The sequence below is a fragment of the Streptomyces sp. DSM 116793 genome, from assembly GCF_057320905.1.
In genome coordinates, this window is the sequence record NZ_CM170494.1 from 4188386 (window position 1) to 4213229 (window position 24844).

The 24844-nt window shown below is 74.7% G+C and carries 19 protein-coding genes; 7 read left to right on the forward strand and 12 right to left on the reverse strand.

What is annotated here, in order from left to right:
- Window positions 1-47: 47 nt before the first annotated feature.
- Window positions 48-2726, reverse strand: a complete 2679-nt coding sequence (locus ACSMXW_RS16120; protein ID WP_485807176.1) for a glycosyltransferase — start codon at window positions 2724-2726, stop codon at window positions 48-50.
- Entirely contained in the window at window positions 2723-3502 is a 780-nt protein-coding gene (locus tag ACSMXW_RS16125) for a GntR family transcriptional regulator (protein ID WP_485807177.1), read from the reverse strand. The genes ACSMXW_RS16120 and ACSMXW_RS16125 overlap by 4 nt, the downstream gene beginning before the upstream one ends.
- A gap of 631 nt (window positions 3503-4133) precedes the next feature.
- Here ACSMXW_RS16125 and ACSMXW_RS16130 point away from each other — a divergent pair.
- A complete protein-coding gene (locus tag ACSMXW_RS16130) occupies window positions 4134-6569 on the forward strand; it encodes a serine/threonine-protein kinase (protein WP_485807179.1) in 2436 nt (811 codons plus the stop codon).
- Window positions 6570-6803: 234 nt separating this feature from the next.
- Window positions 6804-7247: a VOC family protein gene (locus ACSMXW_RS16135; protein ID WP_485808084.1), complete on the forward strand. Its 444-nt coding sequence runs from the start codon at window positions 6804-6806 to the stop codon at window positions 7245-7247.
- A 29-nt stretch (window positions 7248-7276) separates the two neighbouring features.
- On the opposite strand, the gene ACSMXW_RS16140 is transcribed toward ACSMXW_RS16135, so the two are convergent.
- Both ACSMXW_RS16140 and ACSMXW_RS16145 read right to left on the reverse strand, forming a co-directional pair.
- A complete protein-coding gene (locus tag ACSMXW_RS16140) occupies window positions 7277-7705 on the reverse strand; it encodes a hypothetical protein (RefSeq protein ID WP_485807181.1) in 429 nt (142 codons plus the stop codon).
- Window positions 7706-8119: 414 nt separating this feature from the next.
- Complete coding sequence (locus ACSMXW_RS16145) at window positions 8120-8584, reverse strand: hypothetical protein (protein ID WP_485807183.1); 465 nt, start codon at window positions 8582-8584, stop codon at window positions 8120-8122.
- Between the two features lie 285 nt (window positions 8585-8869).
- Between ACSMXW_RS16145 and ACSMXW_RS16150 the strand changes: the two genes are divergently transcribed.
- Both ACSMXW_RS16150 and ACSMXW_RS16155 read left to right on the forward strand, forming a co-directional pair.
- Window positions 8870-10279, forward strand: coding sequence for an AAA family ATPase (locus ACSMXW_RS16150; protein WP_485807184.1), 1410 nt, complete (start codon window positions 8870-8872; stop codon window positions 10277-10279).
- Window positions 10276-11145 carry a DUF7192 family protein gene (locus ACSMXW_RS16155; protein ID WP_485807186.1) on the forward strand — a complete coding sequence of 290 codons (870 nt, stop codon included), beginning with the start codon at window positions 10276-10278 and terminating at the stop codon, window positions 11143-11145. Before ACSMXW_RS16150 ends, ACSMXW_RS16155 begins: the two co-directional genes overlap by 4 nt.
- Window positions 11146-11403: 258 nt before the next feature.
- On the opposite strand, the gene ACSMXW_RS16160 is transcribed toward ACSMXW_RS16155, so the two are convergent.
- Complete coding sequence (locus ACSMXW_RS16160; protein WP_485807188.1) at window positions 11404-12687, reverse strand: adenylosuccinate synthase; 1284 nt, start codon at window positions 12685-12687, stop codon at window positions 11404-11406.
- A gap of 194 nt (window positions 12688-12881) precedes the next feature.
- Between ACSMXW_RS16160 and ACSMXW_RS16165 the strand changes: the two genes are divergently transcribed.
- Window positions 12882-13937: a diacylglycerol kinase family protein gene (locus tag ACSMXW_RS16165; RefSeq protein ID WP_485807189.1), complete on the forward strand. Its 1056-nt coding sequence runs from the start codon at window positions 12882-12884 to the stop codon at window positions 13935-13937.
- A gap of 116 nt (window positions 13938-14053) precedes the next feature.
- Window positions 14054-15337, forward strand: coding sequence for a cytochrome P450 (locus ACSMXW_RS16170; RefSeq protein WP_485807191.1), 1284 nt, complete (start codon window positions 14054-14056; stop codon window positions 15335-15337).
- Window positions 15338-15652: 315 nt separating this feature from the next.
- Here ACSMXW_RS16170 and ACSMXW_RS16175 read toward each other — a convergent pair whose 3' ends face one another.
- Together ACSMXW_RS16175 and ACSMXW_RS16180 are read right to left on the reverse strand one after the other, a co-directional pair.
- Window positions 15653-17338, reverse strand: a complete 1686-nt coding sequence (locus ACSMXW_RS16175; protein WP_485807193.1) for an ABC transporter permease — start codon at window positions 17336-17338, stop codon at window positions 15653-15655.
- Complete coding sequence (locus ACSMXW_RS16180; RefSeq protein WP_485807195.1) at window positions 17335-18297, reverse strand: ABC transporter ATP-binding protein; 963 nt, start codon at window positions 18295-18297, stop codon at window positions 17335-17337. Before ACSMXW_RS16180 ends, ACSMXW_RS16175 begins: the two co-directional genes overlap by 4 nt.
- 162 nt (window positions 18298-18459) lie before the next feature.
- Here ACSMXW_RS16180 and ACSMXW_RS16185 point away from each other — a divergent pair, with 162 nt between their 5' ends.
- The gene (locus ACSMXW_RS16185) at window positions 18460-19029 is read left to right on the forward strand and encodes a GbsR/MarR family transcriptional regulator (protein WP_485807196.1); all 570 of its coding nucleotides are present in this window, start codon (window positions 18460-18462) and stop codon (window positions 19027-19029) included.
- Window positions 19030-19520: 491 nt separating this feature from the next.
- Here ACSMXW_RS16185 and ACSMXW_RS16190 read toward each other — a convergent pair whose 3' ends face one another.
- The 5 genes from ACSMXW_RS16190 to ACSMXW_RS16210 all read right to left on the reverse strand — a co-directional run bounded on the left by ACSMXW_RS16190 (window position 19521) and on the right by ACSMXW_RS16210 (window position 24641).
- A complete protein-coding gene (locus ACSMXW_RS16190) occupies window positions 19521-21125 on the reverse strand; it encodes an RNA polymerase sigma factor (protein WP_485807198.1) in 1605 nt (534 codons plus the stop codon).
- Window positions 21126-21131: 6 nt separating this feature from the next.
- On the reverse strand, window positions 21132-21461 hold the full coding sequence (locus ACSMXW_RS16195; RefSeq protein ID WP_485807199.1) for a YciI family protein: 330 nt from the start codon (window positions 21459-21461) through the stop codon (window positions 21132-21134).
- Window positions 21462-21479: 18 nt separating this feature from the next.
- Entirely contained in the window at window positions 21480-21983 is a 504-nt protein-coding gene (locus tag ACSMXW_RS16200) for an SRPBCC family protein (protein ID WP_485807201.1), read from the reverse strand.
- Between the two features lie 322 nt (window positions 21984-22305).
- Window positions 22306-22971: a response regulator gene (locus ACSMXW_RS16205; RefSeq protein WP_485807203.1), complete on the reverse strand. Its 666-nt coding sequence runs from the start codon at window positions 22969-22971 to the stop codon at window positions 22306-22308.
- Window positions 22968-24641 carry a sensor histidine kinase gene (locus ACSMXW_RS16210; protein ID WP_485807204.1) on the reverse strand — a complete coding sequence of 558 codons (1674 nt, stop codon included), beginning with the start codon at window positions 24639-24641 and terminating at the stop codon, window positions 22968-22970. Before ACSMXW_RS16210 ends, ACSMXW_RS16205 begins: the two co-directional genes overlap by 4 nt.
- Window positions 24642-24844: the final 203 nt, after the last annotated feature.

Sequence of the window (24844 nt, forward strand, 5' to 3'; positions counted from 1 at the left end):
CTCCGGCACGGTACGTGGTCAGGGCAGCGTAATGCGTCATCGACCGCTCAGCTCCCCCGGTGCGCAGCGAGCGGCTGCCAGATCCAGACGCCGTCCACCCAGCGGCCCGGCCGCCCGAGGAGTTCCGTCAGGACCTGCCGCAGCGGCCCGTCGTTCGGCTGCGGCGCCAGCACCACCAGGCCCGCCCGCCAGTACGCGAGGTCCCGCTGTGCCTGCGCCCGCCAGGCGCCGCCGATCCGGGGCAGCCGGCCCGTGTAGCGGACGTCGCGCAGCAGGTTGGACGTCCAGCGGGGCGGGGCGCCGTAGATGCCGGTCCGGTCGGGGCCCCAGGGGCCGTTGAAGTAGCCGCCGGGCAGCCGGAAGCCCAGGCCGGCGACGGTCTGCCAGTGCAGGGCCTCCGCGTTGCCGGGGTCCGGCAGCGGCACCGGGACCAGGGTCCGGCCGGAGCGCGGGTCCAGGTAGGAGGACCAGGTGCCGTCGGCGATGAAGGCCGGCACCGGCGCCCGGTCCACCGCCTTCAGCGGGGTGGGGAAGATCGGCAGCAGTGCCGCGGCCACCGCCATCAGGGCCAGGATCCCAACTCCCCGGCCGGTCCTGGCCGGATCCGGGACCCACCCACGGGCGGGCCGGGGGCGGCGGACCGGCAGCAGCGCCGCGACACCCGCCGCGACCAGCATCCCGAGCGCCGGTGCGCAGACCATCGCCACCCGGGACTCGATGACGGACTCGAAGAGCGGAAGGTGGGCCAGCGCGGCCCAGGGCCCCGGGACCGTGCGCGCGGTGAAGGGCACCGGGACACGGGGGCCGAGCGAGAGGACCGCGGCAGCCACCGCGGTCCAGGCCAGCGCGCGGACGGCCGGCCGCGCCCAGAGCCGTACCGTGATCGCGAGCGCGAGGGCGGTGAACGGCCAGCCGTAGAACGCGTTCTGCTCGGTGGGGTTGGCGGCGAGCCGGGCCGCCTCCCGCGCGTTGCCCGCGAGGGAGTGGTCCGCGAAGGAGAACAGCGCGAGGGGGCTGTTCGCGGCGTTGTCGCCGTGCAGCACGCTGCCGTAGCTGCCCGGCCCCAGGAACTGCCAGTACAGCGGGTAGCCGACCAGGGGCAGGCAGACCGCGGCGGCGACCGGCAGGCCGCGCAGCAGAGGTCGCCAGGCGGCGCGTGCGGCATCCCGCCGCACCACCGCGTACGCCGCCAGAAACAGCGCCAGGCCGAGCGCTGTGAGCAGCAGCGGCTCCTCGCCCAGGAAGACCTGGTACGCGGTGTACGCGCCGAGGACGGCGCCGTGCCGGGCGGCGCGCCCAGGCCCCTCCGTGCACAGCCGCAGCACCCGTTCGACGATCAGCGGGACCATGAAGAGGACGACGAAGTTCGGGTGCGCGTTGGCGTGGCTGACCATGGGCGGCGCGAACGCGGCGAGCGCGGCGCCCAGGGCGGCGGCCGGGCGGCTCGGCGTCAGCCTGCGGACGATCAGCCGGTACCAGGCGGCCGCGGTCGCGGCCATTCCCACCGTCATCACGAGCGCGAGGCTGACCGCGGGACCGAGCAGCCAGGTCACCGGCGCGAGGGGGACGGAGAGCCCGAGCATGGCGGTGTTCGCCATCAGGTTCACGCCGCCCGGGAAGCCCTGGAGGGTGGTGAAGAGCGGGTCCTGCAACCGTGCCACGTGGTGGGCGGTGACCGCGAAGAACCACTCCCACTGGTTCTGGTCCTGGAGGGAGTCCGGGAGGTAGCGGTGCGCCGGCCCGCCGCCCGTCCAGCGGCCCCAGTGCAGGGCCACGGAGAGCGCGAGGAAGAGGGTGAGGGCCAGGAGGTCGGCCCCGCGGACGCCGCGGAGCCTGAGCAGGGTCAGCTCGGCGAGCACCTTCGGGTAGTCGAGCGCCCGTACCTTGGAGCCCTCCTGGTGCGCCCAGCGCACCGGCACCTCCGCCACCGGGCGGCCGGTGCGCCGCAGGTACCGCAGTATCTCGACGTCGATCCCCCAGCCGGTGAGCCGGGACGCGGCGAACGCCTCCCGGGCCACGTCCCCGTCGAAGAGCTTGAAGCCGCACTGCGTGTCCCGGATGCCCGGCACCGCGACGCCCCGTATGAGGTAGTTGCCGGTGCGGCCGAGCAGCTCGCGCAGCCGGTGCTGGCGGGTCTCTATGGTGGCGCCGGGCGCGGCGCGCGACCCTATGGCGGCGGCGTGGCCCTCGGCGAGCGCCTTGTCGAGCGCCTCCAGTTCCTCGATGGGCGCGGCCAGGTCGGCGTCCGTGACTAGGACCCGCCGGCCGTAGGAGGCCAGCACGCCCTGCCGCAGGGCGTGGCCCTTGCCGTGGTTGCGGCCGCTGCTGACCAGGTGGACGCGGGGTTCGCGGGCGGCGGCAGCGGCGGCAATCTCACGGGTGCGGTCGCGGGAGCCGTCGTCCACGACGATCAGCTCCCATTCGCCCCAGGGGCCGGGGGACCCCGCTGTGCGGGGGCGGGGGACTTCCGCTGGTCCGGTGCGGGGAAGTCCGGCCGTTCCGTCCGTTGCGGTGTGGGGCAAGTCCGCTGTTCCGGTGCGGGGCGAGCCCGCTGGTCCGGTGCGGGTGGCTCCTGCTCCTCCGGTCGTGTCGTGGGCGCTCGCGGACGGCTCCGTGCCGCCGTGCCGGTCCCCGCGCAGGTAGGCGCAGATCAGGTCCAGGGTCGGCCCCAGTCGCCGTTCCTCGTCGTACGCCGGGACGACCACCGTCAGATCCACACCGCTCATCCAGCGGCCAGCCGTTCCACCAGGGCGAGCGAGTGGGCGTTGCAGGCGGCGATCACGGCGCGGGCGGCGCGCGGGTCGCGGTGCAGCAGGGCGTCGACGAGTTCCGTGTGCCCGGCCCACAGCATGCCCTTCAGGTCACCGGCGCGGCGCAGCAGCGGCACGGCGCAGGCCCAGCACTGCACGCGCAGCCGGTGCAGGAAGTCGGCGAGGTAGGGGTTGCCGAAGAGGGAGTTGAGTTCACGCCAGAAGCGCAGGTCGTAGCCTATGAGGACGTTCAGGTCGCCCGCGGAGGCGGCGCGCTCGGCCTCCTCGCCGCGGCGGCGGACGGCCAGCAGGGCCCGCTCGGCGCCCACCCCGAGCTGCGGCCGCCGGTCGGGGGCCACCCCGGTTCCGGGTCGGTCGCCGGTGCCGGTGCCGCTGCCGTCCGCTCTGTCCTCTCGTTCTGTTCTGTCCGGTCCGTAGGGGGAGCAGTTCTGGGCGAGGTCGTTGAAGATGCCGTCCGCGACGAGGTTGCGGGCCTCGATCATGCCCCGGTAGTCGTCGACCGAGTACTCGTGGACGCGGAAGCCGCGGTGCTGGACGGCGTCCAGCAGGCCCTGCGCGGAGAGGTCGACGAGCGCCTCGCGGACCGGGGTGGCGGAGACCCCGTACTGCTCGGCGATCTCCTTCACCGTGAACTCCTGCCCCGGACGCAAGCGCCCGGCCAGCACCTCGTCGCGGAGCGCGTCGGCGATCTGCTGGCGCAGGGTGCTGCGGGTGACGGCGGGGCCGCGCATCGTGGGCGTGCCTCCCGGTGGGCGTGAACACGGACGGACTTACGACGTAGTAACCCTACGCGGCGCCTCCCACCCCCCACCCCGACACACACTGTGACGCCGCCCTCAGCCCCGCCGTCACCCCTGCATGTCAGGGGGCATACGCCTCCGGCGCTTCCGGCCGGTTCGGCGCCGCCGGTCGGTGTCGTGGGGGGTGTCGTGGGGGGTGTCGTGGGGGGTGTCGTGGGGGGTGTCGTGGGGGGTGTCGTGGGGGGTGTCGTGGGGGGTGCGCGCCCTCGCTGGGCCGCACCCCGTAGGGGCGCGGGGAACTGCGCGCCCGGCCACGACGAGACCCGGGCGTCGCCACCCGCTCAAGGGACTCCCTCTGCCGCTCCCAGGCCACCAGGCCGGACGACGCCGCGAGCCGCAAGCCTCAATCCGCGAGCCACGATTCACGAGTCACGAGCCACAAGCCGCAAGCCGCAAAGCCACGAGCGCGAGCCGCAAGCCACGAGCGCGAGCCGCGAGCAGGACGGCGAGGCGCAGCCTCGCGTCCCCAGGGGCCGCCCCCCGGGAGGAACCCGCACCGGAACACCCGGACTACCCTTGTTCCGTTGCCTGTTGGCATCCGAGCGGGGGAAGGCGGCGCCACATGGAGAAGCCGGGACCGGGCGACCCACGAAAGATCGGCGCCTACCACCTCCTCGCCCACCTGGGCACCGGAACCCTGGGCCGCGTCTACCTCGCCGCCCACGCCGACCCGGACCGCACCGCCGCCGTCAAGCTGGTCCGGCGCGAGCTCGCCGGGCACGAGGGGTTCCGGACCAGGTTCAAGCAGGAGGTCGAGGCCGCGCGGCGGATCCGGGGCCCGTGGCACGCCCCGGTGCTGGACGCCGGCACCGACGCCCCCGTGCCCTGGGTGGCCACCGCCCACGTGCCGGGCCCCACGCTGCACAAGGTGGTGGGCCGGGAGTACGGCGCCCTCCCCGAGCGCTCCGTGCACATCCTCGCCGCCGGCCTGGCGCACGCCCTGCGGGACCTGGGCGCCGCAGGCCTGGCCCACCGCGACCTGAAGCCGTCCAACATCCTGCTCACCCTGGAGGGGCCCCGCGTCGTGGACGCCTGCATCGCCGGCGCGCTGGAGGCCGACGGCGGCCTCACCCGCACCGGCGGGCCGGTCCGCTCCCCCGCCTTCATGGCCCCCGAGCAGGTCCGCGGCGATCCGCTCACCCCGGCCTGCGACGTGTTCTCCCTGGGCTCGGTGCTGGCGTACGCGGCGACCGGCAGGATGCCGTTCGGGGAGGTGAGGAACGGCCTGCACGCGCTGATGTTCCGGGTCGCGCAGGAGGAGCCCGACCTGGCGGGCCTGCCGGAGAGCCTGTCGGAGCTGGTCTCCGACTGCCTGCGCAAGGACCCGGCGGCCCGGCCCGGCGTCCCGGAGCTGCTGGAGCGCACCGGCGGCCACGCCATCGTCGCGGACGGCCGCTTCCGTGACCCCTGGCTGCCCGGCGCCCTCGCCGCCCGGCTCACCGAGGCCCTGCGGACGGACCGCCCGCGCACGGACCGGCTGCGCGCCGAGGCCCTGCGCAGGGATGTCCAGCGCACGGACGTCCAACCCGCGGACGTCCAGCGCACGGACGTCCAACCCGCGGACGTCCAGCGCACGGACGTCCAACCCGCGGACGTCCAGCGCACGGACGTCCAACCCGCGGACGTCCAGCGCATGGACGTCCAGACCGCGGACGCTCCGCATACCGACACCCCGCATACCGGCACCCCTGGTACCCCCGCCGGCCGGTCCGCGCCCACGGTCCAGCGGGACCGCGGTGACCACCAGGGCCGTACGGAGCGGGCCGCCGAGGCCGGGCGCGTGCCGGGGGACGGGCCGGGGGCCCGGGGCCCGGCGTCTTCCGGTCCGCTGCCCACCGTGCTCTCCAAGGGCACGTCGGCGACCCCGTCCAGCCCGTTCGCGACCCCCTCCCCCACGGGCCCGTTCGCACCATCCGGGCCCCCGACGGCCCGGGGCCGCACCGCACCCGCCGCCCCGCCGGGCCCCGGCCGCCCCGCCCCCGCCACCACCTCCGGCACACCGAACGGCACCCCCGCCTGGCCGCCGACCACCCACGGCTCCACCACCCCGCGAACGGGCCACCCCGGCCCGCCCCCGACCGCCCCGGGAGCCCCGGGCCCCGCGGCCCACCCGGGCGCCCCCGGCGCACCGGCCACCCCGGACGCCCCCGCGCCCCGTCCCGTCCGAGCCCCCGGCACCCGGGCCAACGGCTACCCGCGCACCCGTCCGCCCGCCCCGCGGGGCGACCGGCCCCCCGCACCCCCCGCGCCGGGCCCCACCACCCCCGGCCCCACCGGGCCGGCCCCGACCGCACCCGTCCCGGCCGCCCCGCCTCCCTTCGGCGCACCGGGCCCCTCCGCGCCCGGCCCCTTCGGCGCGCCCGCTCCCGGGCCCCACGTGCCCACCCACGGGCCGGGCGGCGCGCCGTCAGCCCCGCCCAACAGCCGTAGATCCACCATCGCCCTGATCGTCGCCGCGCTGATCGTCGCCGCCGGCGCCGGCGCCTCCGTCCACGCGTTGCTGAACGGGACCGACGGCGGCGCCCACACCGCGCCCACCGCCCGCCCGTCGCACCCCGCGGACCGGGGCACCGGCGCGCCGCAGGGCGACCGCTCCCAGCCCCCGGACGCCGGCCGGTCGTCGCCGGCGCCCGGCCCCGGGCTCGTACCGGCGCGCTACCTCGGCACCTGGCGCGGAAGCATCGACACCACGGCCGGCCACAGCACCCGCCGACTCGTGATCACGCAGGGCGAGGTCGGCGACACGGTGCTCTCGCTCACCGCCGACGGACCCACCGACGAGGGCGGCACCTACCACTGCGTCTTCAAGGCCCCGTTGCAGTCCCCGCCCACCGCCGAGGGCCCGCTGCGGATCGGCCCCTCCGTCGTCACCGTCGGCAAGCCGGCCACCTCCTGCACCCCCGGCGCCCCCACCACCATCACCCTCCTCTCCGACGGCAGGCTCCAGCGCACCGCCGCCGACACCGGCGAGAAGCTGACGTACACGAAGGGGGACTGAGGAACCCGTGACCACCGAGGTGCGGGGGCTGCCGAGGGCGGAGGGCCACCAAGGAACCGGGGACTACCGAGGAACCGGGGGCTGGGGGGAAACCGAGGAAACCGGGGGCTGCGGAGGCACCGGGGGCTGCGGAGGCACCGGGAACTGCCGAGGCGCGCGATGCCGCCGCGCCGGTCGCCGTGCGGTGCCGTCCCGGCCCGCACGCGCCAGACTGGGGCCATGCAGCACGGACCCATGGAACAGCGCGTCAGTCTGATCACGCTGGGCGTCGCCGACATCGGCCGCGCCCGCCGCTTCTACGAGACCCTGGGCTGGCGGGGCCAGGAGGTGGACGGCACGGTCTTCTTCCAGGCCGGCGGCCTCGCCCTGGTGCTCTGGTCGCGGGCGAAGCTCGCCGAGGACACCGGCCGCGCCGACACCGCGGAGCCGGGCGGCTTCGGCGGCATCGTCCTCGCGCAGAACCTCCGCTCCGCGGCGGAGGTGGACGAGCTGGTCGCGGCGGCCGAACGAGCCGGCGCCACGGTCACCCGCACCCCGGCGAACACGTTCTACGGCGGCTACGCCGGCGCCTTCACCGACCCCGACGGCCACTCCTGGGAGATCGCCTACAACCCCGGCTTCACCCTCACGAAGGACGGCTCACTGGTCCTGCCCGACTTCGACGCGGAGGCCGGGTAGCCACGCCGGCGAACGGGCCCGGACCGCGGTCAGCGGCCGTCCCCGAAGGGGTAGATGTCCTCCGTCACCTTGAGTGTGGTCTCGACGTCCTGCGGCCGGTCGAAGCCGGCCGCGGTGATGCCGGCCCGAGTCGGCCAGGTGGTGTCCGGGAACACGTTGTCGGCCTTCACCGTCACGGAGCGGGTGGTGTCCTCGTCCTCGACCGTGATGACCACCGTGTACGCGGCCTGTTTGCCGGCGCCGTTGTGGATCGTGACGGGCACGAGGAGTTCTCCGTTTTCCAGGCGGGGTTCGTAGGCGATGACCTCACCGTGGTGGGCGGTTGCGGCGGCCGTTCCGAAGCCGTACTCCTCAGGCGCCGGGACGTGGGTGTTCCTGACGACCGGGTCTCCGCTCGGTGCGCTCCGCGCTCGTTCCTCCAGGACCTTCTGGCCCTTCTCGTCGCTTGTACCGCCCACTGGGGTCTCCCGCGGAGTCGCCGGCCCCACGCCACCGCTCGCGTCGGCCACCGCACGCCCCGGAGTGGTGTCGTGCGTGGGCGGCTTCGCCTCCGCACGCCGCCAGCACGAACGGCATGGTTGCCGCCACGGATACGAGCAGACAGCGCCGTAAGACGCGAGATGTTCCGAACATCGTCCTAGTCACCGGGAAACGTCTACTCCGACTGGTGATCGATGTACAGGTTGGAAAAGCTCTGCGCCATTTTTTCGGTCACCGGGGCACAGGCTGGGTCGTGCGCTCGATAACGCACAACACGCATGCCACGCACGGCCCGCATTCCGCGGGAAAACTCAGAGAGAACATCGAAGACGAACGACCGGCGGAGAGCCCCGCTCCTCCGCTGGCGCAGGGGCCGCGTGGTGGGAGGGTGGTCAGTCGTCGCCGTCGTCGACCCAGCGTGTGCCGCAGCGTCGGCACGCGCGCTCCGCGTCCCAGTCCCAGTCGTGGTGGGTTTCCACGTCCGGGTCCATCCGGCCGCAGCGGCGGCAGAACACGGCGTAGTCGCAGGGTGTGGCCTCGCTGAACCTGCCCCGGTAGCGGGGTTGTTCCGCCACCGGCAGGTCGTCCGCGCGGACCCGGTCGTAGAACTCGTGCCGCGGGTGGGCCCGCCGGTCGCCGCACCGGACGCAGGTCTCGACCGTCACGCACGGGTCGTCGGTCCCGGTCTCAGGTCCGTAGTCGTGTCTCCCGCGGGTCCACAGCAGCCAGTGGCAGAACGCGCACCGCCACTCCCGCAGGCACGGCTCGGGATCCCGCACGACGGGCCGCGCCTTGTGTATACCGACCCGGCACAGCGCCCGGCGAACGATTCCGGCCTGCTTACGGGATGTGTCCATGGGGCCGTGCCCTCCGTGCCTCTCGCCGCGCCGGCCGGCGGCGCCGACCGCTTCCGGCGCTCCGACCGCTCCTCGTCCATGCGATAGCCGTCGGACGCGAATGGCTGGTGTCCCCACGCCGAACAGTGCCGGAAGCGTGCCAGGCGGAGCCGGTCGCGTGCCGGGCCTGTGGCGGGTGGAGTCCGTCGCGTGCCGCGCCGCCCTGGCCGTCTGCGGTCGGGACCGGGGACCGCCCCGCGCACGCGTCGGGGAGGGGTCCCGGGGACGCTCGCCCACAATCGCCGCATGCGTGAGAACTTCCGGGCCGAGGTCCACCAGATCGCGAGCGCCGTGGCGGGCGACACCATCATGCGGTACGCCGACGCCCTGGCCAGATCGCCCTACGCCCAGCAGACCATGGACGAGACGGCGCGCCGGGTGGCCACCGAGGTCGCACGTGAGATCGCCGGTGAGCGTGTCGCGCACGCGGAGGAGATCGTGCGGACCGCCGCGTCCCGGGCCGAGGACACGGCCACCCGGACCGCGCGGGACGTCGCCGGGAAGACGGCCACGGACCTCGGGGCCCAGGCCGCGGCCACGGTGCTCCAGGAGGTGCGCGCGACCGTCGGGAAGGCGATCGAGGAGGAACGGCGAGCGCGCGACGAGACGCTGGGGCGGGCCAGGGAGGAGTTCGGCGGGACCCTGGAGAAGGCACGGCGTGAGCTCCACGAGACGCTGGACGAGGAGCGGCTGAAGCTCGGCGGGACGGTGGCGAGGACGCGGGCTGAGCTGACGGACGCGCGGGCCGAGCTGACGCGGTCCGTCGGACAGTTCGCGCGGGACGAGGCGGTGCGCGCGGTCGCCGAGACGGTCGCGGAGACCGTGCCGCCCGTCGTCGAGGTGAGGGTCGGGGACGCGGCCGACGCGGGGCGCGTCACCGGACACACCCACGCCGTGCTGCCCGATGTGCTGCTCACGCTCGGGGCCGGCTGCCACGTGCTGCTGGTGGGCCCGGCCGGGACCGGGAAGTCGATGATGGCGCAGCAGGCGGCGGAGGCGTTCGGGCAGGAGTTCCACGCCCTCTCGCTGGGGCCGACGACGCCCATGAGCAAGATCTTCGGCTACTACGACGCCCACGGCCACTACCACGGAACGCCCTTCCGCCGCGCCTTCGAGCACGGCGGTCTGATGCTCCTCGACGAGCTGGACAGCGGCCATCCGGGGCTGCTGGCCGAGCTGAACCAGGCCCTGTCCATCCGGACCTGCGCCTTCGCCGACGGCATGGTCACCGCGCACCCGGACTTCCGCCTGATGGCCACCGCGAACACCTACGGCACCGGCGGCGACCGGCACTACGTGGGCCGCCAGGCGCTGGACGCGGCGACGCTGGACCGGTTCGTCATCATCGACGTGCCCGTGGACGAGGACCTGGAGGAACGGCTCGCGCTCGCGCACGCGCCCGCCCGTCAGGACGACGCCCGGCAGGTGATCCAGGAGGTGCGACGGCTGCGCGCCACGGCCGCCGGGAAACGGCTGCCGGTGATGTTCTCGCCCCGGGCGAGCATAGACGCGGCCAAGCTGCTCCAGGCGGGGGCGAGCGTCGAGCAGGCCGTCCGGTGGCGGGTGGTGCGGGGCATGTCTCAGGCGCACCGCTCGGCCCTGGGGCTCGCCGCGGACGGCGCGGACGGCGGGAACGGCGGGAACGGCGCAGGATGAGCGAGGAGAACCGGTGGCCCCGGGACACCGTGCACGCGCTGCCCCCCATGTGGTCCTGGCAGGAGTTCGTGGACCGGGCCCGCGCGCCCGACAGCATCGACGACGGAGCCGGGCGGCACGGCGGCGACGAGTGGACCGGCGCCTCCTGGGAGGAGGCACTGCGGCTGGCCGAGGACGGGTGGACCACCGTGCTCCCCGAGGTGGACGCCGAGGTGGCCCAGCTGCGTGCGCGGGTCGCGGACGAGGTGCTGACGACGACCCTGGTGCCCGCCTGGGACGTGACCGGCAGCGAGGTGGACATCGGCGCCTACCTGAGCGGTGAGCCGGAGTGCATGGTGGACGCGGTGCCGCAGCGGATCTCGGCGCGGGGCCGGGTGGTGACGTTCCTGGTGCCGGCCGGGTTCATCCACACCACCCCGCACTCGGCGGTGCACCACCGTGGGGTGGCGCTGGCCGCGCTCTGCTCGTCCATCCTCGCGGCGGGGCACAGCGTCGAGATCTGGTCGGGCTTCTGCACCTATGTGACCGCCACGGAGCGGTTCGTCTCGGTGGCGCGGGTGGTGTCGGCGGCGGAGCCGCTGGACATGGGGCGGCTGATGTTCGTGATGGCGCATCCGGCGATGTTCCGCAGGCTGTGGTTCGCGGTGTGGGACAGCGCGCCCGAGCGGATCGCGCGTCGTATGCACGACGCGCACTACGGGGCGGAGCCGAACGGGTGCCATCGGGCGGATCTTCCCGAGGGGATCACGGAGCCTTATGTGCTGCCGTTCCTGTCGCCCGACGATCCGCAGTGGGCCACCGCGGATTCGGCGTTGGAGTGGTGCCGGGGGATGTTCACCAGCCTGGGGCTGCTGCGGGATGCGTGAGTCCCGGATCGCGCGGTGGCCGGCCCCGGTCGGCAGGTTGCTCCGGTGGCCCGTCCCGGCCGTCAGGTGGCCCGTCCCGGCCGTCAGGTTGCTCCGGTGGCCCGGGCGGCAGGGGCATCCCCTTCGGGCCGCTTGCCGCCTTCGCGTCTCGTCACGGCTGGTGGCTCCCACGCGGCGGAGCCGCACGTCGGCAGCAGCCCCGCGCCCCTTCCGGGGCGCGGCCCGGCCTCGAAGGTGCGGGGAACTGCGTGCCGGGTCTCACAGGAACGAGTGGATCTGTACCGTCTCGTCCCGGCCGGGGCCCACGCCGATCGCGGAGATCCTCGCTCCGGACATCTCCTCCAGGGCCCGGACGTACCCCTGTGCGTTCTTCGGCAGCTCGGCGAAGGAGCGGGCGCCGGTGATGTCCTCCGACCAGCCGGGCAGGGTCTCGTAGACCGGCTTGGCGTGGTGGAAGTCCGTCTGGGAGTACGGCAGTTCGTCGACGCGCTTGCCGTCGATCTCGTACGCCACGCAGACCGGGATCTCCTCCCAGCCGGTGAGGACGTCGAGCTTGGTGAGGAAGAAGTCGGTCAGGCCGTTGACGCGGGTGGCGTACCGGGCGATCACCGCGTCGAACCAGCCGCAGCGCCGGTCCCGCCCGGTGGTCACACCGCGCTCGCCGCCGATCCGGCGCAGCGCCTCGCCGTCCGCGTCCAGCAGCTCGGTGGGGAACGGGCCCGCGCCGACCCGGGTGGTGTACGCCTTCAGGATGCCGATCACCCGGCTGATCTTCGTGGGTCCGATGCCCGCGCCCGTGCAGGCGCCGCCCGCGGTCGGGTTGGAGGAGGTCACGAAGGGGTACGTGCCGTGGTCGATGTCGAGGAGGGTGCCCTGGCCGCCCTCCAGGAGGACGACCTTGTCGTGGTCCAGGGCGTCGTTGAGGATCAGCGCGGTGTCCGTGACGTACGGCTGGAGCCGGTCCGCGTAGCCGAGCAGCTCCTCCACCACCTGGTCGACGGCGATGGCGCGGCGGTTGTACAGCTTGGTGAGGATCTGGTTCTTGACGTCGAGGGCCGCCTCGACCTTCTGCGTCAGGATCGACTCGTCGTAGAGGTCCTGGACGCGGATGCCGACCCGGTTGATCTTGTCGGCGTAGGTGGGGCCGATGCCGCGTCCCGTGGTGCCGATCTTGCGGCTGCCGAGGAAGCGTTCCGTGACCTTGTCCACGGTGACGTTGTACGGCGTGATGATGTGAGCGTTTCCGCTGATCAGCAGCTTGGACGTGTCGACGCCGCGTTCGTTCAGGCCGCTCAGCTCAAAGAGCAGGACCGACGGGTCGACGACGACGCCGTTGCCGATGACCGGGACACAGCCGGGGGTGAGGATTCCGGAAGGGAGCAGGTGCAGGGCGTACTTCTGGTCGCCCACCACCACCGTGTGGCCGGCGTTGTTGCCGCCCTGGTAGCGCACCACGTAGTCGACGGAGCCGCCGAGCAGGTCGGTGGCCTTTCCCTTGCCTTCGTCACCCCACTGAGCACCGAGCAGCACAAGTGCGGGCACAGGCGTACACCCCTTCTGGGCGGGGCATGTGTCCTAAGTCTGGGGGATGGGGCGTACGCGTGCGCGCACCCCGCCGACCTCACGTCGGCCGCAAACCGTCGGACCGGTGCCCCGGAATAGACGAAGCCCCTGGCGCAATAGCGCAAGGGGCTCTTGCACAAAGATGCTACCCGAGGAAGCGAGGCAGGACAGAAGTGTCGGCTTCCGATCACTTGCTGGTGGTCGTCGACCCGGTTGCCCGGCGCAGTGACGGGGAGTCGGTGCGGATCGCGAAAGACGTGCTCAGCGCCCGTGCGGCCACCAAGGTGTGCCTGCCCGCGAACGCGGAGGAATTCGCCCGTGCGGTGTCCAGACGGGGCACGCGGCGTCTGGTGGTGGTGGGCGACGACCGTGCGCTGCTGCGCACGGTCGCAACTCTGCACAGGGCCCGTGAGCTGGACTCCTGCGCGCTCTCCCTGGTCCCGGTGGGGACGACGGTCTCGCTGGCCCGCTCGCTCGGGGTGCCCACCGGCGCGGTGGCCGCGTCGCGCGCCGTGCTGGGCGGTGCGGCGCGCCGGCTCGACCTGCTCGTCGACGACAGCGGCGGGATGGTCCTCGGTGACCTGCACATACCCTCCCGCCGCCCCGGGGGATTACCGGGGCGGCGGCACGGGGACGGACGACCGGCGGACGGGCGTCCCGGGGACACGCGCCCCGGGGAGGGGCGGCCCGGGGACGGGCGGCCCGGGGACGGGCGGCCCGGGGCGGGGTACGGCGGGGGCGGTGGCGGGTGGCAGCGCGCCGAGGACGCGGTCGGACGGGACGGCGCGGGCGGTACGGGCGGCGAGGGCGGTGACGGGCCGGGGTGGCTGCGGCACTGCCAGTCGCTGGTGCGGACGCTCTCGGCGCGCCGCGGCCCGGTGGGCGTGGCCCCGCCCGCGCGGTCGGCGCGGCGCTGGGGCGGGGTCCTGGGGAGTTCCGCGCCGGGGCCGGCGCGGTTGCGGGTGGAGGCCGACGGGGTGACCCTGGTCGACTTCGACCAGCCCGTGGATGCGGTGTGCGTGGCCCCGGACGCGGGCGGCCTGGCCCGTGTCGACATCCACCCGGCCGCTCCCGGTCCGGGCCCCGCCCGGGTACACGCCCGGGCCCGCACGGTCACCGTCTCCGGGCCGGACTTCCGCTACCTCGCGGACACCCTGATCGGCGGCCCGGTCCGGACCCGGACGTGGACGGTGAGCCGGGGGGCGTGGGCGCTGACGCTGCCCCGGTGAGCGTTCCCACGCCTGCCCCGAGCGGTACGGGCCGGCACCGTCCGCGCGCCGAGCGGCGGGCCCGCCAGGGGGACAGGGGGCTGGCGGCCCCGGGCGCGGAACGTTACCGTCCGGAAATGGCTCGCTTCGACCCGTGGTCACCGCAGTTCCAGGCCGACCCCTACCCGGCCTACGCCGAGCTGCGCGCGGCGGGGCGGGTGCACTACTTCGAGCCGTCGGACCAGTACCTGATCCCGCACCACGCCGACGTCTCCGCGCTGCTGCGCGACCGCCGCCTCGGCCGCACCTACCGGCACCGCTTCACGCACGAGGAGTTCGGCCGCACCGCACCGCCCCCGGAGCAGGAGCCGTTCCACACGCTCAACGACTTCGGGCTGCTCGACCTGGAGCCGCCCGCACACACCAGGATCCGCAGGCTGGTGTCGAAGGCGTTCACCCCGCGGACCGTCGAGCGGTTGCGGCCGTATGTGCGCGCGCTGGCCGAGGACCTGGTCGACGACCTGCTCGCGGACGGCGGCGGCGACCTGGTCACCGGGCTCGCCGAGCCCCTGCCGGTGGCCGTGATCGCCGAGATGCTGGGGGTGCCCGAGAGCGACCGGCCGCTGCTGCGGCCCTGGTCGGCGGCGATCGTGGGGATGTACGAGCTGAACCCGACGAAGGAGGCGAGCGACCGCGCGGTGCGCGCCGCCGGCGAGTTCTCCGCGTACCTCGCCGCGCTGATCGCCGAGCGGCGCGAACGGCCCGGCGACGACCTGATCTCGGCGCTGATCGCGGCCCACGACGACCACGACGATCAGGACGATCAGGACGGCCGCGACGGCCGCGACGGCCGCGGTCCCACCGGCCACGACGGCGATCACGGCGACGCCGGCAGGCTCAGCGAGCAGGAGATGATCTCCACCTGTGCGCTGCTGCTCAACGCCGGCCACGAGGCCACCGTGCACACCACCTCCGGCGGCTGGTGGACCCTCTTCCGCAACCCCGGACAGCTCGCCGCCCTGCGCGCCGACCCGGCGCTGCTGCCCACCGCCGTGGAGGAGCTGATGCGGTACGACACCCCGCTCCAGCTCTTCGAGCGGTGGGTGCTCCAGGACATCGAGGTGGCGGGCGTGCGGATCCCGCGCGGCAGCGAGGTGGCGTGTCTCTTCGGCTCCGCCAACCGCGACCCCGCCGTCTTCGCCGCACCCGACCGGCTGGACCTCGCCCGCACCGACAACCCCCACATCAGCTTCGGTGCGGGCATCCACTACTGCCTGGGCGCGCCCCTCGCCCGTATCGAGCTCACCGCGTCCTTCGCCGCGCTGCTCCGCAAGGCCCCGGCGCTGCGGCTCGCCGCGGAGCCCGTCCGCAAGCCGGGTTCCGTGATCCGGGGGCTCACGGAACTGCTGGTGGAGGTCTGACGGTGCCCCCTCCGGCCCCCGGCCACCGGCCGGGGGCCGGGGGCCGGGGGCCGGGGGCCGGAGGCCGGGCCACGACGGAGACTGCCCCTCCGGCGGGTGACGACCTGACGGTCTCGTCGTGGCCGGCCGCGCCCACGCGGCGGAGCCGCACATCGACACGGCCCCGCGTCCTGGGGCAGGCCGGGGCAGACCCCAACCGTGAGGGTCACTACTCAAGGGGCGCGGGGAACTGCGCGCGCAACCACCCACCGGCCGGTGGTCCGGACACGACCGCAACAACCCCACCGGGCCGGAGCCGGCACATAGGAGCCGCGCTCACGCGCTCACGTCCCGCCGCCGCAGCGCCGCCAGCGACGCCGCGACCAGGGCCGCCGCGAGGACCGTGAGCGTCACCGCCGGGGGCCAGTGCATGGCTGGGCCCGGCAGCTTGGGCAGGTGGGTGAAGGGTGAAACGTCCATCACCGGCTGCGGGAGGTCGAGCGCGGGGCCGATCCAGCCGATGGCCAGGCAGACGCCGGCCACCGCCCAGCCGGCCGGGGCCGCCTTCGGGGCCGCCGCGTACAGCAGCAGCGCGACGCCGGTGAGCGTCCACACGGCGGGGAGCTGCACCAGGGCCGCGCCCAGGATGCCGGGGGCCCGGTGCCCGTAGCCGAGGGCGAGGCCCGCGCCGCCGAGCAGCATCACCAGGGCCGTGCCGCCGTAGGCGATGACGAGGTGGCCCGCGGCCCAGCGGATCCGGCCGACGGCGTTCGCGAGGATCGGCTCGGCGCGCCCCGCGGTCTCCTCCCCGTGCAGCCGGAGCACCGCCGAGACCCCGTACAGCGCCGCGACCATGCCGAGCATGCCGGTCATCGCGGAGAGGAACGCGTCGGTCAGGCCGCTCTGGCCGCCCATCCGCTGGAAGATCTCCTTGGCCTGCTCGTTCTCCCCGACCAGATCCGACGCGCCCTTGGCCATCCCGCCGAAGAGCACACCGCTGATCAGGAAGCCGAGGCTCCAGCCGAGCAGGGTGCCGCGCTGCAACCGCCACGCGAGGGCGCCCGCGGTGCCCATCCGGCCGGTGGCCGGTCCCGGCCGGGTCGGCAGGAAGCTCATCCCGACGTCCCGGCGCCCGGCCAGCGTGTACGCGGCCACGCCCTGGACGCCGATCGCCGCGGCGAACAGCAGCAGCACCCACCAGCGTTCGCCGGAGCCGCCGACGACCGTGCCGGTCGAGGCGAAGGCCCGGACGTTCTCCGTCCAGCCGATCGGCGACAGCCAGGTGAGGACGGACGACGCTCCCCCGGAGCCGGACGCCTGGGGGGACCCCCCATCGGTCGCGGCGTCGCCCGCGGCGTGCAGCACGAACGCGAGGCCGATCACCGCCGTCGTAAGGCCCCTGGCGAGCCGGGCGCTCTCGGTGAGCTGGGCGACGATCGCCGCCGCCGTCGCGAAGAGCATGCCGCAGCCGCCGATGGACAGGCCGAGGGCGAGCGCGCCCGCCCCGCCCTCGCCGGCCAGGCCCGCCGTGATGATAAGCGCCATCGCGGCGTCGGCGATCAGCGCGGTGAGCAGTGCGGCGGTGAGCGGGGCTCGGCGGCCCACCATCGCGGAGGACAGCAGCTCCTGTCGGCCCGTCTCCTCCTCTTCCCTGGTGTGCCGCACCACGATGAGCAGGCTCATCACGCCCGCGAGCGCCGCCCCGAAGACGCCGTACCGCCAGGCGACGATGCCGCCGACCGAGTCCGAGAACACCGGGCCGTAGAGCGAGCGCATCGAGCTGTTCGCGTTCATCGACCGGGCCAGGTCGGCGCGCTCGGCCGCGGTGGCGTAGAGGGTCCGCAGGGCGCCGGAGCCGGTGGCGATGACGCCGCCGACGATCAGCACCCAGGCGGGTGCCATCACGCGGTCGCGGCGCAGCGCCAGCCTGAGCAGGGTGCCGGTACCGGCGAGCTGCCGGGAGCCGCCGGGGCGGGCGGGACGTCCGGGGCGGGTGGTCTCCGGCAGGGCGACGGAGGTCATCGTGTGATCGCCTCTTCCGCGCGGTCGCCGCCGTTCCGCGGCCGCCGGGTGCCGCCCGCACCAAAGGCGCCGGCGCCGTCGCCCTGGTAGTGGCGGAGGAACAGCTCCTCCAGGGTGGGCGGGGTGGAGGTGAGGGTGCGCACGCCCGAGTCGGTGAGCGAGCGCAGCACCGCGTCCAGCTTGTCGCTGTCCACCTGGAGCCTGACCCGCCTGCCCTGCACGTCCAGGTCGTGGACGCCCGGCAGCCGGTCCAGGGCACCCGGCTCGCCCGCCAGCTCCGCGGTGACGCTGGTGCGGGTGAGGTGTCTGAGGTCGGCCAGCGATCCCGTCTCCACCGTCTGCCCCTTGCGGATGATGCTGACCCGGTCGCAGAGGGTCTCCACCTCGCTGAGGATGTGCGACGACAGCAGCACGGTGCGGCCGCGCTCGCGCTCCTCGTCCACGCAGACCTGGAACGCCTCCTCCATCAGCGGGTCGAGACCGGATGTCGGCTCGTCCAGGATCAGCACGTCGACGTCCGAGGCGAACGCGGCGACGAGGGCGACCTTCTGGCGGTTGCCCTTCGAATAGGTGCGGCCCTTCTTCGTCGGGTCCAGCTCGAAGCGGTCGATGAGCGTCGCGCGCCTGGCCTTGTCGAGCCCCCCGCGCAGCCGTCCGTAGAGGTCGATGACCTCGCCCCCGCTGAGGTTGCGCCACAGCGTCACGTCCCCCGGCACATACGCGACCCGGCGGTGCAGCTCCACGGCGTCGCGCCACGGGTCCCGGCCGAGGAGCTGCGCGGCGCCCGCGTCGGCGCGGAGCAGGCCGAGCAGCACCCTGATGGCGGTGGACTTCCCGGCGCCGTTGGGCCCCAGGAAGCCGTGCACCTCGCCGCTCACGACCTCCAGGTCCAGGCCGTCCAGCGCATGTGTCCGCCCGAAGGACTTGTGGAGTCCCGAGGCGGTGATTGCCTTCGTCATGGTGGCGAACGTACGCTTCTTTCAGAAATTTGTGAAGTTAAGGAAGCGTATAAACTAGGCACGTCGCGGGCCGGCCGGGAGGCCGCACGTGGGGTGCGCGGGAGCAGCCGGAGCCGGTGGGAGCCGTGTCGTGGGGAGGGGGGAGTGGGAGATGATCGTGGGATGACGGAGCGGAACCAGGCGTCGCAGGGTGGTGGGTCCGGGCCGGGCGGCGAGGAGCGACCCGGGCCGGGCCCCGGTGACCGGACGACGTCGGCGGCGGACCCGGAGGCCGTGTCGCGGTTCGTGGAGGCCTTCGCGTCCCAGCTGGTCGCGGCGGGGATGCTGCGGATGCCGGCCCGGGTGTTCGCCGCGCTGCTCGCCTCGGAGGACGGCGTCATGACCTCCGCCGAGCTGAGCGAACAGCTTCAGGTGAGCCCCGCCGCCGTCTCCGGCGCGATCCGGTACCTCGACGGGGTCACCATGGTCTCGCGTGAACGGGAGCCCGGGTCGCGCCGTGAGCGGTACCGGATGCACCGGGACCAGTGGTACGAGGTGCTGACCGACCGCGAGGGGATGCTGCGGCGCTGGGAGCTGACGTTGCGGGAGGGCATCGCCACGATGGGCCCCGACAGCAGGCCGGGGCGCCGGATCGCGGAGACCCTGGAGTTCTTCCTGTTCGTCTCCGCCGAGTTCACCGCGGTGATGGAGCGGTGGCGCAAGCACCGGGAAGAGTTGTTCGGGGAGGACTGAGCGGGCAGGGCCGAACGGGGAGGCCAAGCGCGGAGGGCCGAACCGGGAGGCGGGGCGGGGGCGAGTCGCCTCCCGCCCTGTGCGGCGTTCGACGGTACGGGGCGGTCGGCGTCGTCGGTGGTTCAGGTGCCGGCACCTCGAAGACGCCGGACGCCCCGAACCTCGCGCTGTCCGCGCAGTTCCCCGCGCCCCTTCGGGCTGGTCCTCTGTTCGGGAGTCCGCGGCTCTCCTCCTGGCTGGTCGCGCAGTTCCCCGCGCCCCTTGTGGTGGCCGCACCCCGGAAGGGGCGCGGGGAACTGCGCGACCCCAGCCGGCCACCGGCGGCCGATCCGGAGCGGACAGGCAGACCCGGGCTGGACGGTGGATCCCGCGGGGCCGACAGGCCCCGCCGTGTGCGGTGCTGATCGGGCCGCGCGGGCATCAGGGCGGGCGCTGAACGGGCGGGCGCGGGTGTCAGGGCGGCGGGCGCGAGCGTCACGGCGGGCGCGAACTCACGGCGCGGCGGCGGGTGCGGAGGTCGTCATCTCGCGGAGGCGGCGCTTCAGGTAGCGGCGCTCCGCCTGGGTGGCGCCCAGCGAGAGTGCCTCGCGGTAGGCCGCCGCGGCCTCCGTCCGGCGGCCGAGGCGGCGCAGGAGGTCGGCGCGGGTGGCGGGAAGCTGGCGGTAACCGGTGAGCGAGCCCTCCCTGGCGAGGGCGTCGACCAGCGCGAGGCCCGCCTCGGGGCCCTCGGCCATGGCGACGGCCACCGCGCGGTTCAGCTCCACCACGGGGCTCGGCGCCTTCTTCGCCAACTCCGCGTAGAGCAGCGCGATCTGCGGCCAGTCGGTGTCCGCGGGCTCGGCCGCGGTGGCGTGACAGGCTGCGATGGCCGCCTGGACCTGGTAAGGGCCGGGGCGGCGCCGGTGCAGGGCGCGGTCGAGCACCGCAAGACCCTCCTCGATACGGTCCCGGTCCCACGCCGTGCGGTCCTGCTGCTCCAGCGGCACGAGCGCGCCGTCCGGCCCGGTGCGCGCGGCACGGCGTGCGTCGTGCAGCAGCATCAGGGCGAGCAGGCCCTCCGCCTCGGCCCGCGTCCGGGCGCCGGCGGCGTGCTCCGGCAGCAGCCGCACCACCAGCCGGGCCAGCCGGATGGCCTCCTCGGCGGGTTCCCGGCGGGTCAGGGCGTCACCGCGGGTGGCCACATACCCCTCGTTGAAGATCAGGTAGAGCACGGTGAGCACGCCCGCGGTGTGCTCGGGGAGCCGGTGGGCCGGGGGCACCCGGAACGGGATGGCGGCGTGCCGGATCTTGTTCTTGGCCCGCACCAGACGCTGCGCCATGGTCGCCTCCGGCACCAGGAACGCCCGCGCGATCTCCGCCGTGCTCAGTCCCGCGAGGCACCGCAGGGTCAGCGCGACCTGGGCTGTCCGGGGCAAGGCGGGGTGGCAGCAGGTGTAGATCAGTTCGAGGCGGTCGTCGAGGAAGCGGTCGTCGGCGGCGAGGGCGCCGGGGGCGGCGGTGCCGGGGACGGCGGTGCCGGGAGTGCGGGAGGTGCCGGGAACCGCAGGGGGCCCGCCGACCGGGGGCGCCCCGGTGGCGGAGGGGGCGACGACCGCGCGCTCGGCCGCCTCCGCCCGCTCGGCCGCCTCCGCCCGCTCGGCCGCCTCGTCCGCCGTGGTGTCCGCGGCGCCCTCGGTCGCGGTGCGCAGTTCGCCGGCCAGTTCCCGGAGCCTGCGGGTCTCGGTGGCGGCGCGGCGCAGCCGGTCCAGGGCGGCGTTGCGGGCGGTGGTGGTGAGCCACGCGCCCGGGTTGCGCGGCACGCCCAGCCGCGGCCAGCGCTCCAGCGCCTTGGCGAAGGCCTCCTGCGCGCACTCCTCCGCCAGGTCCCAGTCACCGCCGAACCGGATGAGGGCGGCCACGATCCGCCCCCACTCGGCCTCGTAGGCGGCGGCGACCGCGGCGGCCACGGCACCCTCGGCACGGGGCCGGGCGGCCCGGTCGGGGACGCCGCCGACACCGGTACCTGCCCCGCGGCCGGCGCCCCGGTCATGGTCCTGACCGCGGGCGCCGCCGCCGGCGGGTTCCCGCCCGGAACCGGGCCGGTGCCGTGCCGTCATGTCACCTCACTCCGTCCAGAAGGGCCGGATCTCGACCATGCCGAGCCGGGCCATGGGGTGCTTGGCCGCGACCTCAAGGGCCTCGTCCAGGTCGGCGCACTCGATGACGTCGAAGCCCGCCATCTGCTCCTTGGTCTCGGCGAACGGGCCGTCGGTGACGAGCAGTTCGCCGTCCCGTACCCGTACAGTGGTCGCGTTCTCGGCGGGCCGCACCCGGCTGCCGAACTTGCGCACGCCCCGGCCCTCCATCTCCGTCACCCAGGGCAGGGGGTCGCAGTCCTCCGGCGCGGCCTGCACGGGCTCGGCCTCTTCGCAGATCAGCAACAGGTACTTCATGGTGTCCGTCCTCTTCCGTCAGGCCGCCGCGGTCGCCATCGCGGCCAGGGTGTGTGCCATATGGTCGCCGAGCTGCCCGAGGCGCTCCTGGAACGTCTCCGGCCGGAGGCGTGCGCCGCTGGTACCGGGGCCGTGCTCGAAGGTGTGCCGCACCAGCGTGGTGCCGGGCGCCGCGCCCGGCCGCAGTTCGTAGCGCCACAGCGAGGCCGGGGTCTCGGGGTCCCCGGAGGGGTCGAGGACCATCCAGGCGAAGACGGCCGGCCGCTCGGCCTCCATCACGAGGCAGTGCACATCGGCCTTGAAGCCGTTCGCGTAGTGGTTACGGCCGAGGAACCTCGCGCCGGCCCGCGGGCCGGGTTCCCGCTCGTCGAGCCAGACTCCGCCGACGCACTCGGGGCTGAACTCACCGATCCGCGTCACATCCGTGATCACGTCCCACAGCGCGCCGGGGGCCACGCCCAACTCCACCTCGGCCTCGACCCGCGCCCCCGTCACCCCGTCCGGATCCGGCGCAGGGATCACGCCACCCGCACCCTTCGACAGGACACCGTGCCACACAGCCATGGCCCAACCCACTCTCCGCTCGGGCGGCCCGGCCTCCCCGGCCCGCACACCCTCACGACGGACGACCCCCCACGACATCGACACCCGCACCGAAGAAAATCCGCACCGGTTTCTTCCGCGGAACAACCGCGGCACATCCGCGGCACCACAGCCACCGAAGGCGGCGGCCAACCGTGTGCACGCCGTTCCCCGCGCTCCCGCGCTCCCGCGCTCCCGCGTCCCCACGCCTCCCCGCGGCCCCTTTCGGGCGCCGCCCCGCGGTCAGCTCACCCGCCGCCCCTCACCCCGGCACGACCAACCGCGCCTCATAGGCGAACACCGCAGCCTGCGTACGGTCCCGGAGCCCCAGCTTCACCAGGATCCGGCTCACATGCGTCTTGATGGTGGACTCGGCCACCACCAACCGCTCCGCTATCTCCCCGTTCGACAGTCCCTGGGCGATGAGCACCAGCACCTCGGTCTCCCGATCGGTCAGCTCCCCGTAAGCCCCCTGCCCGGACACCGGCAGCCTGGGTGCCTCCGTGAGCCGGGAGAACTCCGTGATCAGCCGCCGTGTCACGCTCGGCGCGAGCAGCGCCTCCCCCGACGCCACCACCCGCACCCCGTCGGCGAGCTGCTGCGCCGACGCGTCCTTCAGCAGGAACCCGGACGCCCCCGCGCGCAGCGCCTGGTACACGTACTCGTCGAGGTCGAAGGTGGTGAGGACGAGCACCTTGGCCTCGGCGTCCGCCGCGACGATCTCGCGGGTGGCCTCGATGCCGTTCAGCTCCGGCATCCGGATGTCCATCAGGACGACGTCCGGCGCCAGCGCGCGTACCCGCTCCACGGCCTCCCGGCCGTTCACCGCCTCGCCGACGACCTCGATGTCCGGCATCGCGTTAAGCAGCACCGAGAAGCCCTCGCGGACCATCATCTGGTCGTCGGCGATCAGCACCCTGATGCTCACGCCGGCTCTCCCTTCCCGCCGGGGCCCGCCGCGCCGGCCCCGTCCACGGCGCCGCCCGGCCCGGCGGCACCCGTCACGGCGCCGCCCGGCCCGCCGGCACCCTTCACAGCGCCGCCCTGCACGGCGCCACCGGCTCCCCCGCCCCGCGCGGCGTCCCGGCGGACCGGCTCGGCCGCCACCGGCAGGAAGGCCGCCACCTCGTACCCGCCGTCGGCCGTCGGCCCGGCGGTCATCTCACCGCTCAGCATCGTGACCCGCTCCCGCATCCCGGTGACGCCGTGCCCGGCGCCGGGCGACGGCTTGGCGGGCTCGGTGGCCGGCCCGTTCACGATCCGCAGCCCGAGACCGCCGAGCACATGGCTGACCTCCACCGTCGCGGTCGCGCCCGGCGCATGCCGCAGCACGTTGCTGAGCGCCTCCTGGACGATGCGGTACGCCGAGAGCTCCACGCCCTGCGGCAGCTCGCGCACCGCGCCGGTCACCGTCTTCGCCACGGTGAGCCCCGCGTCGCGGACGTTGCCCAGCAGGGTGTCGAGGTCGGCGAGGGTGGGCTGCGGGGCGTCCGGCGCCTGGTAGTCCTCGGCGCGCACCACCCCGAGCAGGCGGCGCAGCTCGGCGAGCGCGGCCACCGCGTTCTCCCGGATCGTCGTGAACGCCTTCTCCAGCTCCGGCGGCGGATTCTGCACCCGGTACGGGGCGGCCTCCGCCTGGATCGCGACGACGGACATGTGGTGGGCGACCACGTCGTGCAGCTCGCGGGCGATGGTGGTGCGCTCCTCCAGCAGCGTGCGGCGGGACCGTTCCGCGGCGCTGGCGTGGCGCTCCGCCGTGACCTCCCGCTGGGCCGCGCGGCGGATGTGCCGCACGGCCACGCAGAGCAGCGCGACCGCCGAGACCACCAGCATCGAGGCGGTGTCGGTACCCATGCCCTGGTCCAGCAGGAACGAGGCCACCACCCCGTACACGGCGGTCAGCCCCCACATCCAGGCTGCGGTCCGCGGCCTGGTGCGCAGCGCCACCACCGTCAGCACGATGAGGTGCGCCAGGTAGGCGCCCGGCAGCCAGGGCACGTCGTCCGGCCGGCCCCAGACCGAGACGAGCACGCAGCTCACCAGCGACCCGGCGAGCGAGGCCCAGAAGGCGGCGACGGGACGTATCAGGGTGAGCAGCACGGCCGCCGCCGGCATCAGGGCGTCCAGCACGAAGCCGGCGGCGGAGCCGCTGTACGGGCCGGAGCCGGTGCTGTACCCGAGCAGCAGCACGATCAGCGCCATGAACACCACCGTGGTGTGCGGCGCCCATGCCACCAGCCGCCGCAGCTGCGCGGGCAGCCGCCGGACGACGGCACCGTCCGTGCCGCCCGGCGGCAGCGGCCGGTACGCGGCGGCGTCCTCGAAGAGGTCGTGACGCAGGCCGCGCAGGGCGTGCACTGCGAACCGGTACTCGGGGGTCCGGGGCAGGCCCGGCCCGGCCTGCCCCTGGTCGGTGGGCGCGGTCGGCTCCGTGAAGGCCCCGGCCGGTCCCCTGCCGGGCGCGTCCGCCGCCGCGTACGGGCCGGTCCGCGCGCCGGCGTGCGGGTCAGCGTACGGGCCGGTCGGGACGGTGCGCGGCTCACGGCGCGCGTCGGGGCGCCCGGGGTCTGCCGGGTGCGGCGCAGGGCTGTCGCTCATACACCGCACGGTAGGGGGTGCCACGGGTCGCGGTCGTCCCCTCGCAGGAGGGTTGCCGGGGATCCGTCTCAGGTACTACGGGTCCGGGGCGGGTCACGGCCCGCGGGTGCGGGTCACGGCCCGCGGGTACGGGCCACAAGCCTGCGGGAGCGCGCCCGGCCCGCGGGTCGCGGGTGGGGTGCCCGCTCGTCGCGGGTGGGGTA

Bases quoted from the DNA above. Each gene is read 5' to 3' on its own strand.
- ACSMXW_RS16125 (WP_485807177.1), bottom strand. From the start codon at position 3,502: ATGCGCGGCCCCGCCGTCACCCGCAGCACCCTGCGCCAGCAGATCGCC.
- ACSMXW_RS16175 (WP_485807193.1), bottom strand. From the start codon at position 17,338: ATGACCTCCGTCGCCCTGCCGGAGACCACCCGCCCCGGACGTCCCGCC.
- ACSMXW_RS16150 (WP_485807184.1), top strand. From the start codon at position 8,870: ATGCGTGAGAACTTCCGGGCCGAGGTCCACCAGATCGCGAGCGCCGTG.
- ACSMXW_RS16195 (WP_485807199.1), bottom strand. From the start codon at position 21,461: ATGAAGTACCTGTTGCTGATCTGCGAAGAGGCCGAGCCCGTGCAGGCC.
- ACSMXW_RS16170 (WP_485807191.1), top strand. From the start codon at position 14,054: ATGGCTCGCTTCGACCCGTGGTCACCGCAGTTCCAGGCCGACCCCTAC.
- ACSMXW_RS16120 (WP_485807176.1), bottom strand. From the start codon at position 2,726: ATGAGCGGTGTGGATCTGACGGTGGTCGTCCCGGCGTACGACGAGGAA.
- ACSMXW_RS16185 (WP_485807196.1), top strand. From the start codon at position 18,460: ATGACGGAGCGGAACCAGGCGTCGCAGGGTGGTGGGTCCGGGCCGGGC.
- ACSMXW_RS16130 (WP_485807179.1), top strand. From the start codon at position 4,134: ATGGAGAAGCCGGGACCGGGCGACCCACGAAAGATCGGCGCCTACCAC.
- ACSMXW_RS16135 (WP_485808084.1), top strand. From the start codon at position 6,804: ATGGAACAGCGCGTCAGTCTGATCACGCTGGGCGTCGCCGACATCGGC.
- ACSMXW_RS16145 (WP_485807183.1), bottom strand. From the start codon at position 8,584: ATGGACACATCCCGTAAGCAGGCCGGAATCGTTCGCCGGGCGCTGTGC.
- ACSMXW_RS16210 (WP_485807204.1), bottom strand. From the start codon at position 24,641: ATGAGCGACAGCCCTGCGCCGCACCCGGCAGACCCCGGGCGCCCCGAC.
- ACSMXW_RS16180 (WP_485807195.1), bottom strand. From the start codon at position 18,297: ATGACGAAGGCAATCACCGCCTCGGGACTCCACAAGTCCTTCGGGCGG.
- ACSMXW_RS16190 (WP_485807198.1), bottom strand. From the start codon at position 21,125: ATGACGGCACGGCACCGGCCCGGTTCCGGGCGGGAACCCGCCGGCGGC.
- ACSMXW_RS16155 (WP_485807186.1), top strand. From the start codon at position 10,276: ATGAGCGAGGAGAACCGGTGGCCCCGGGACACCGTGCACGCGCTGCCC.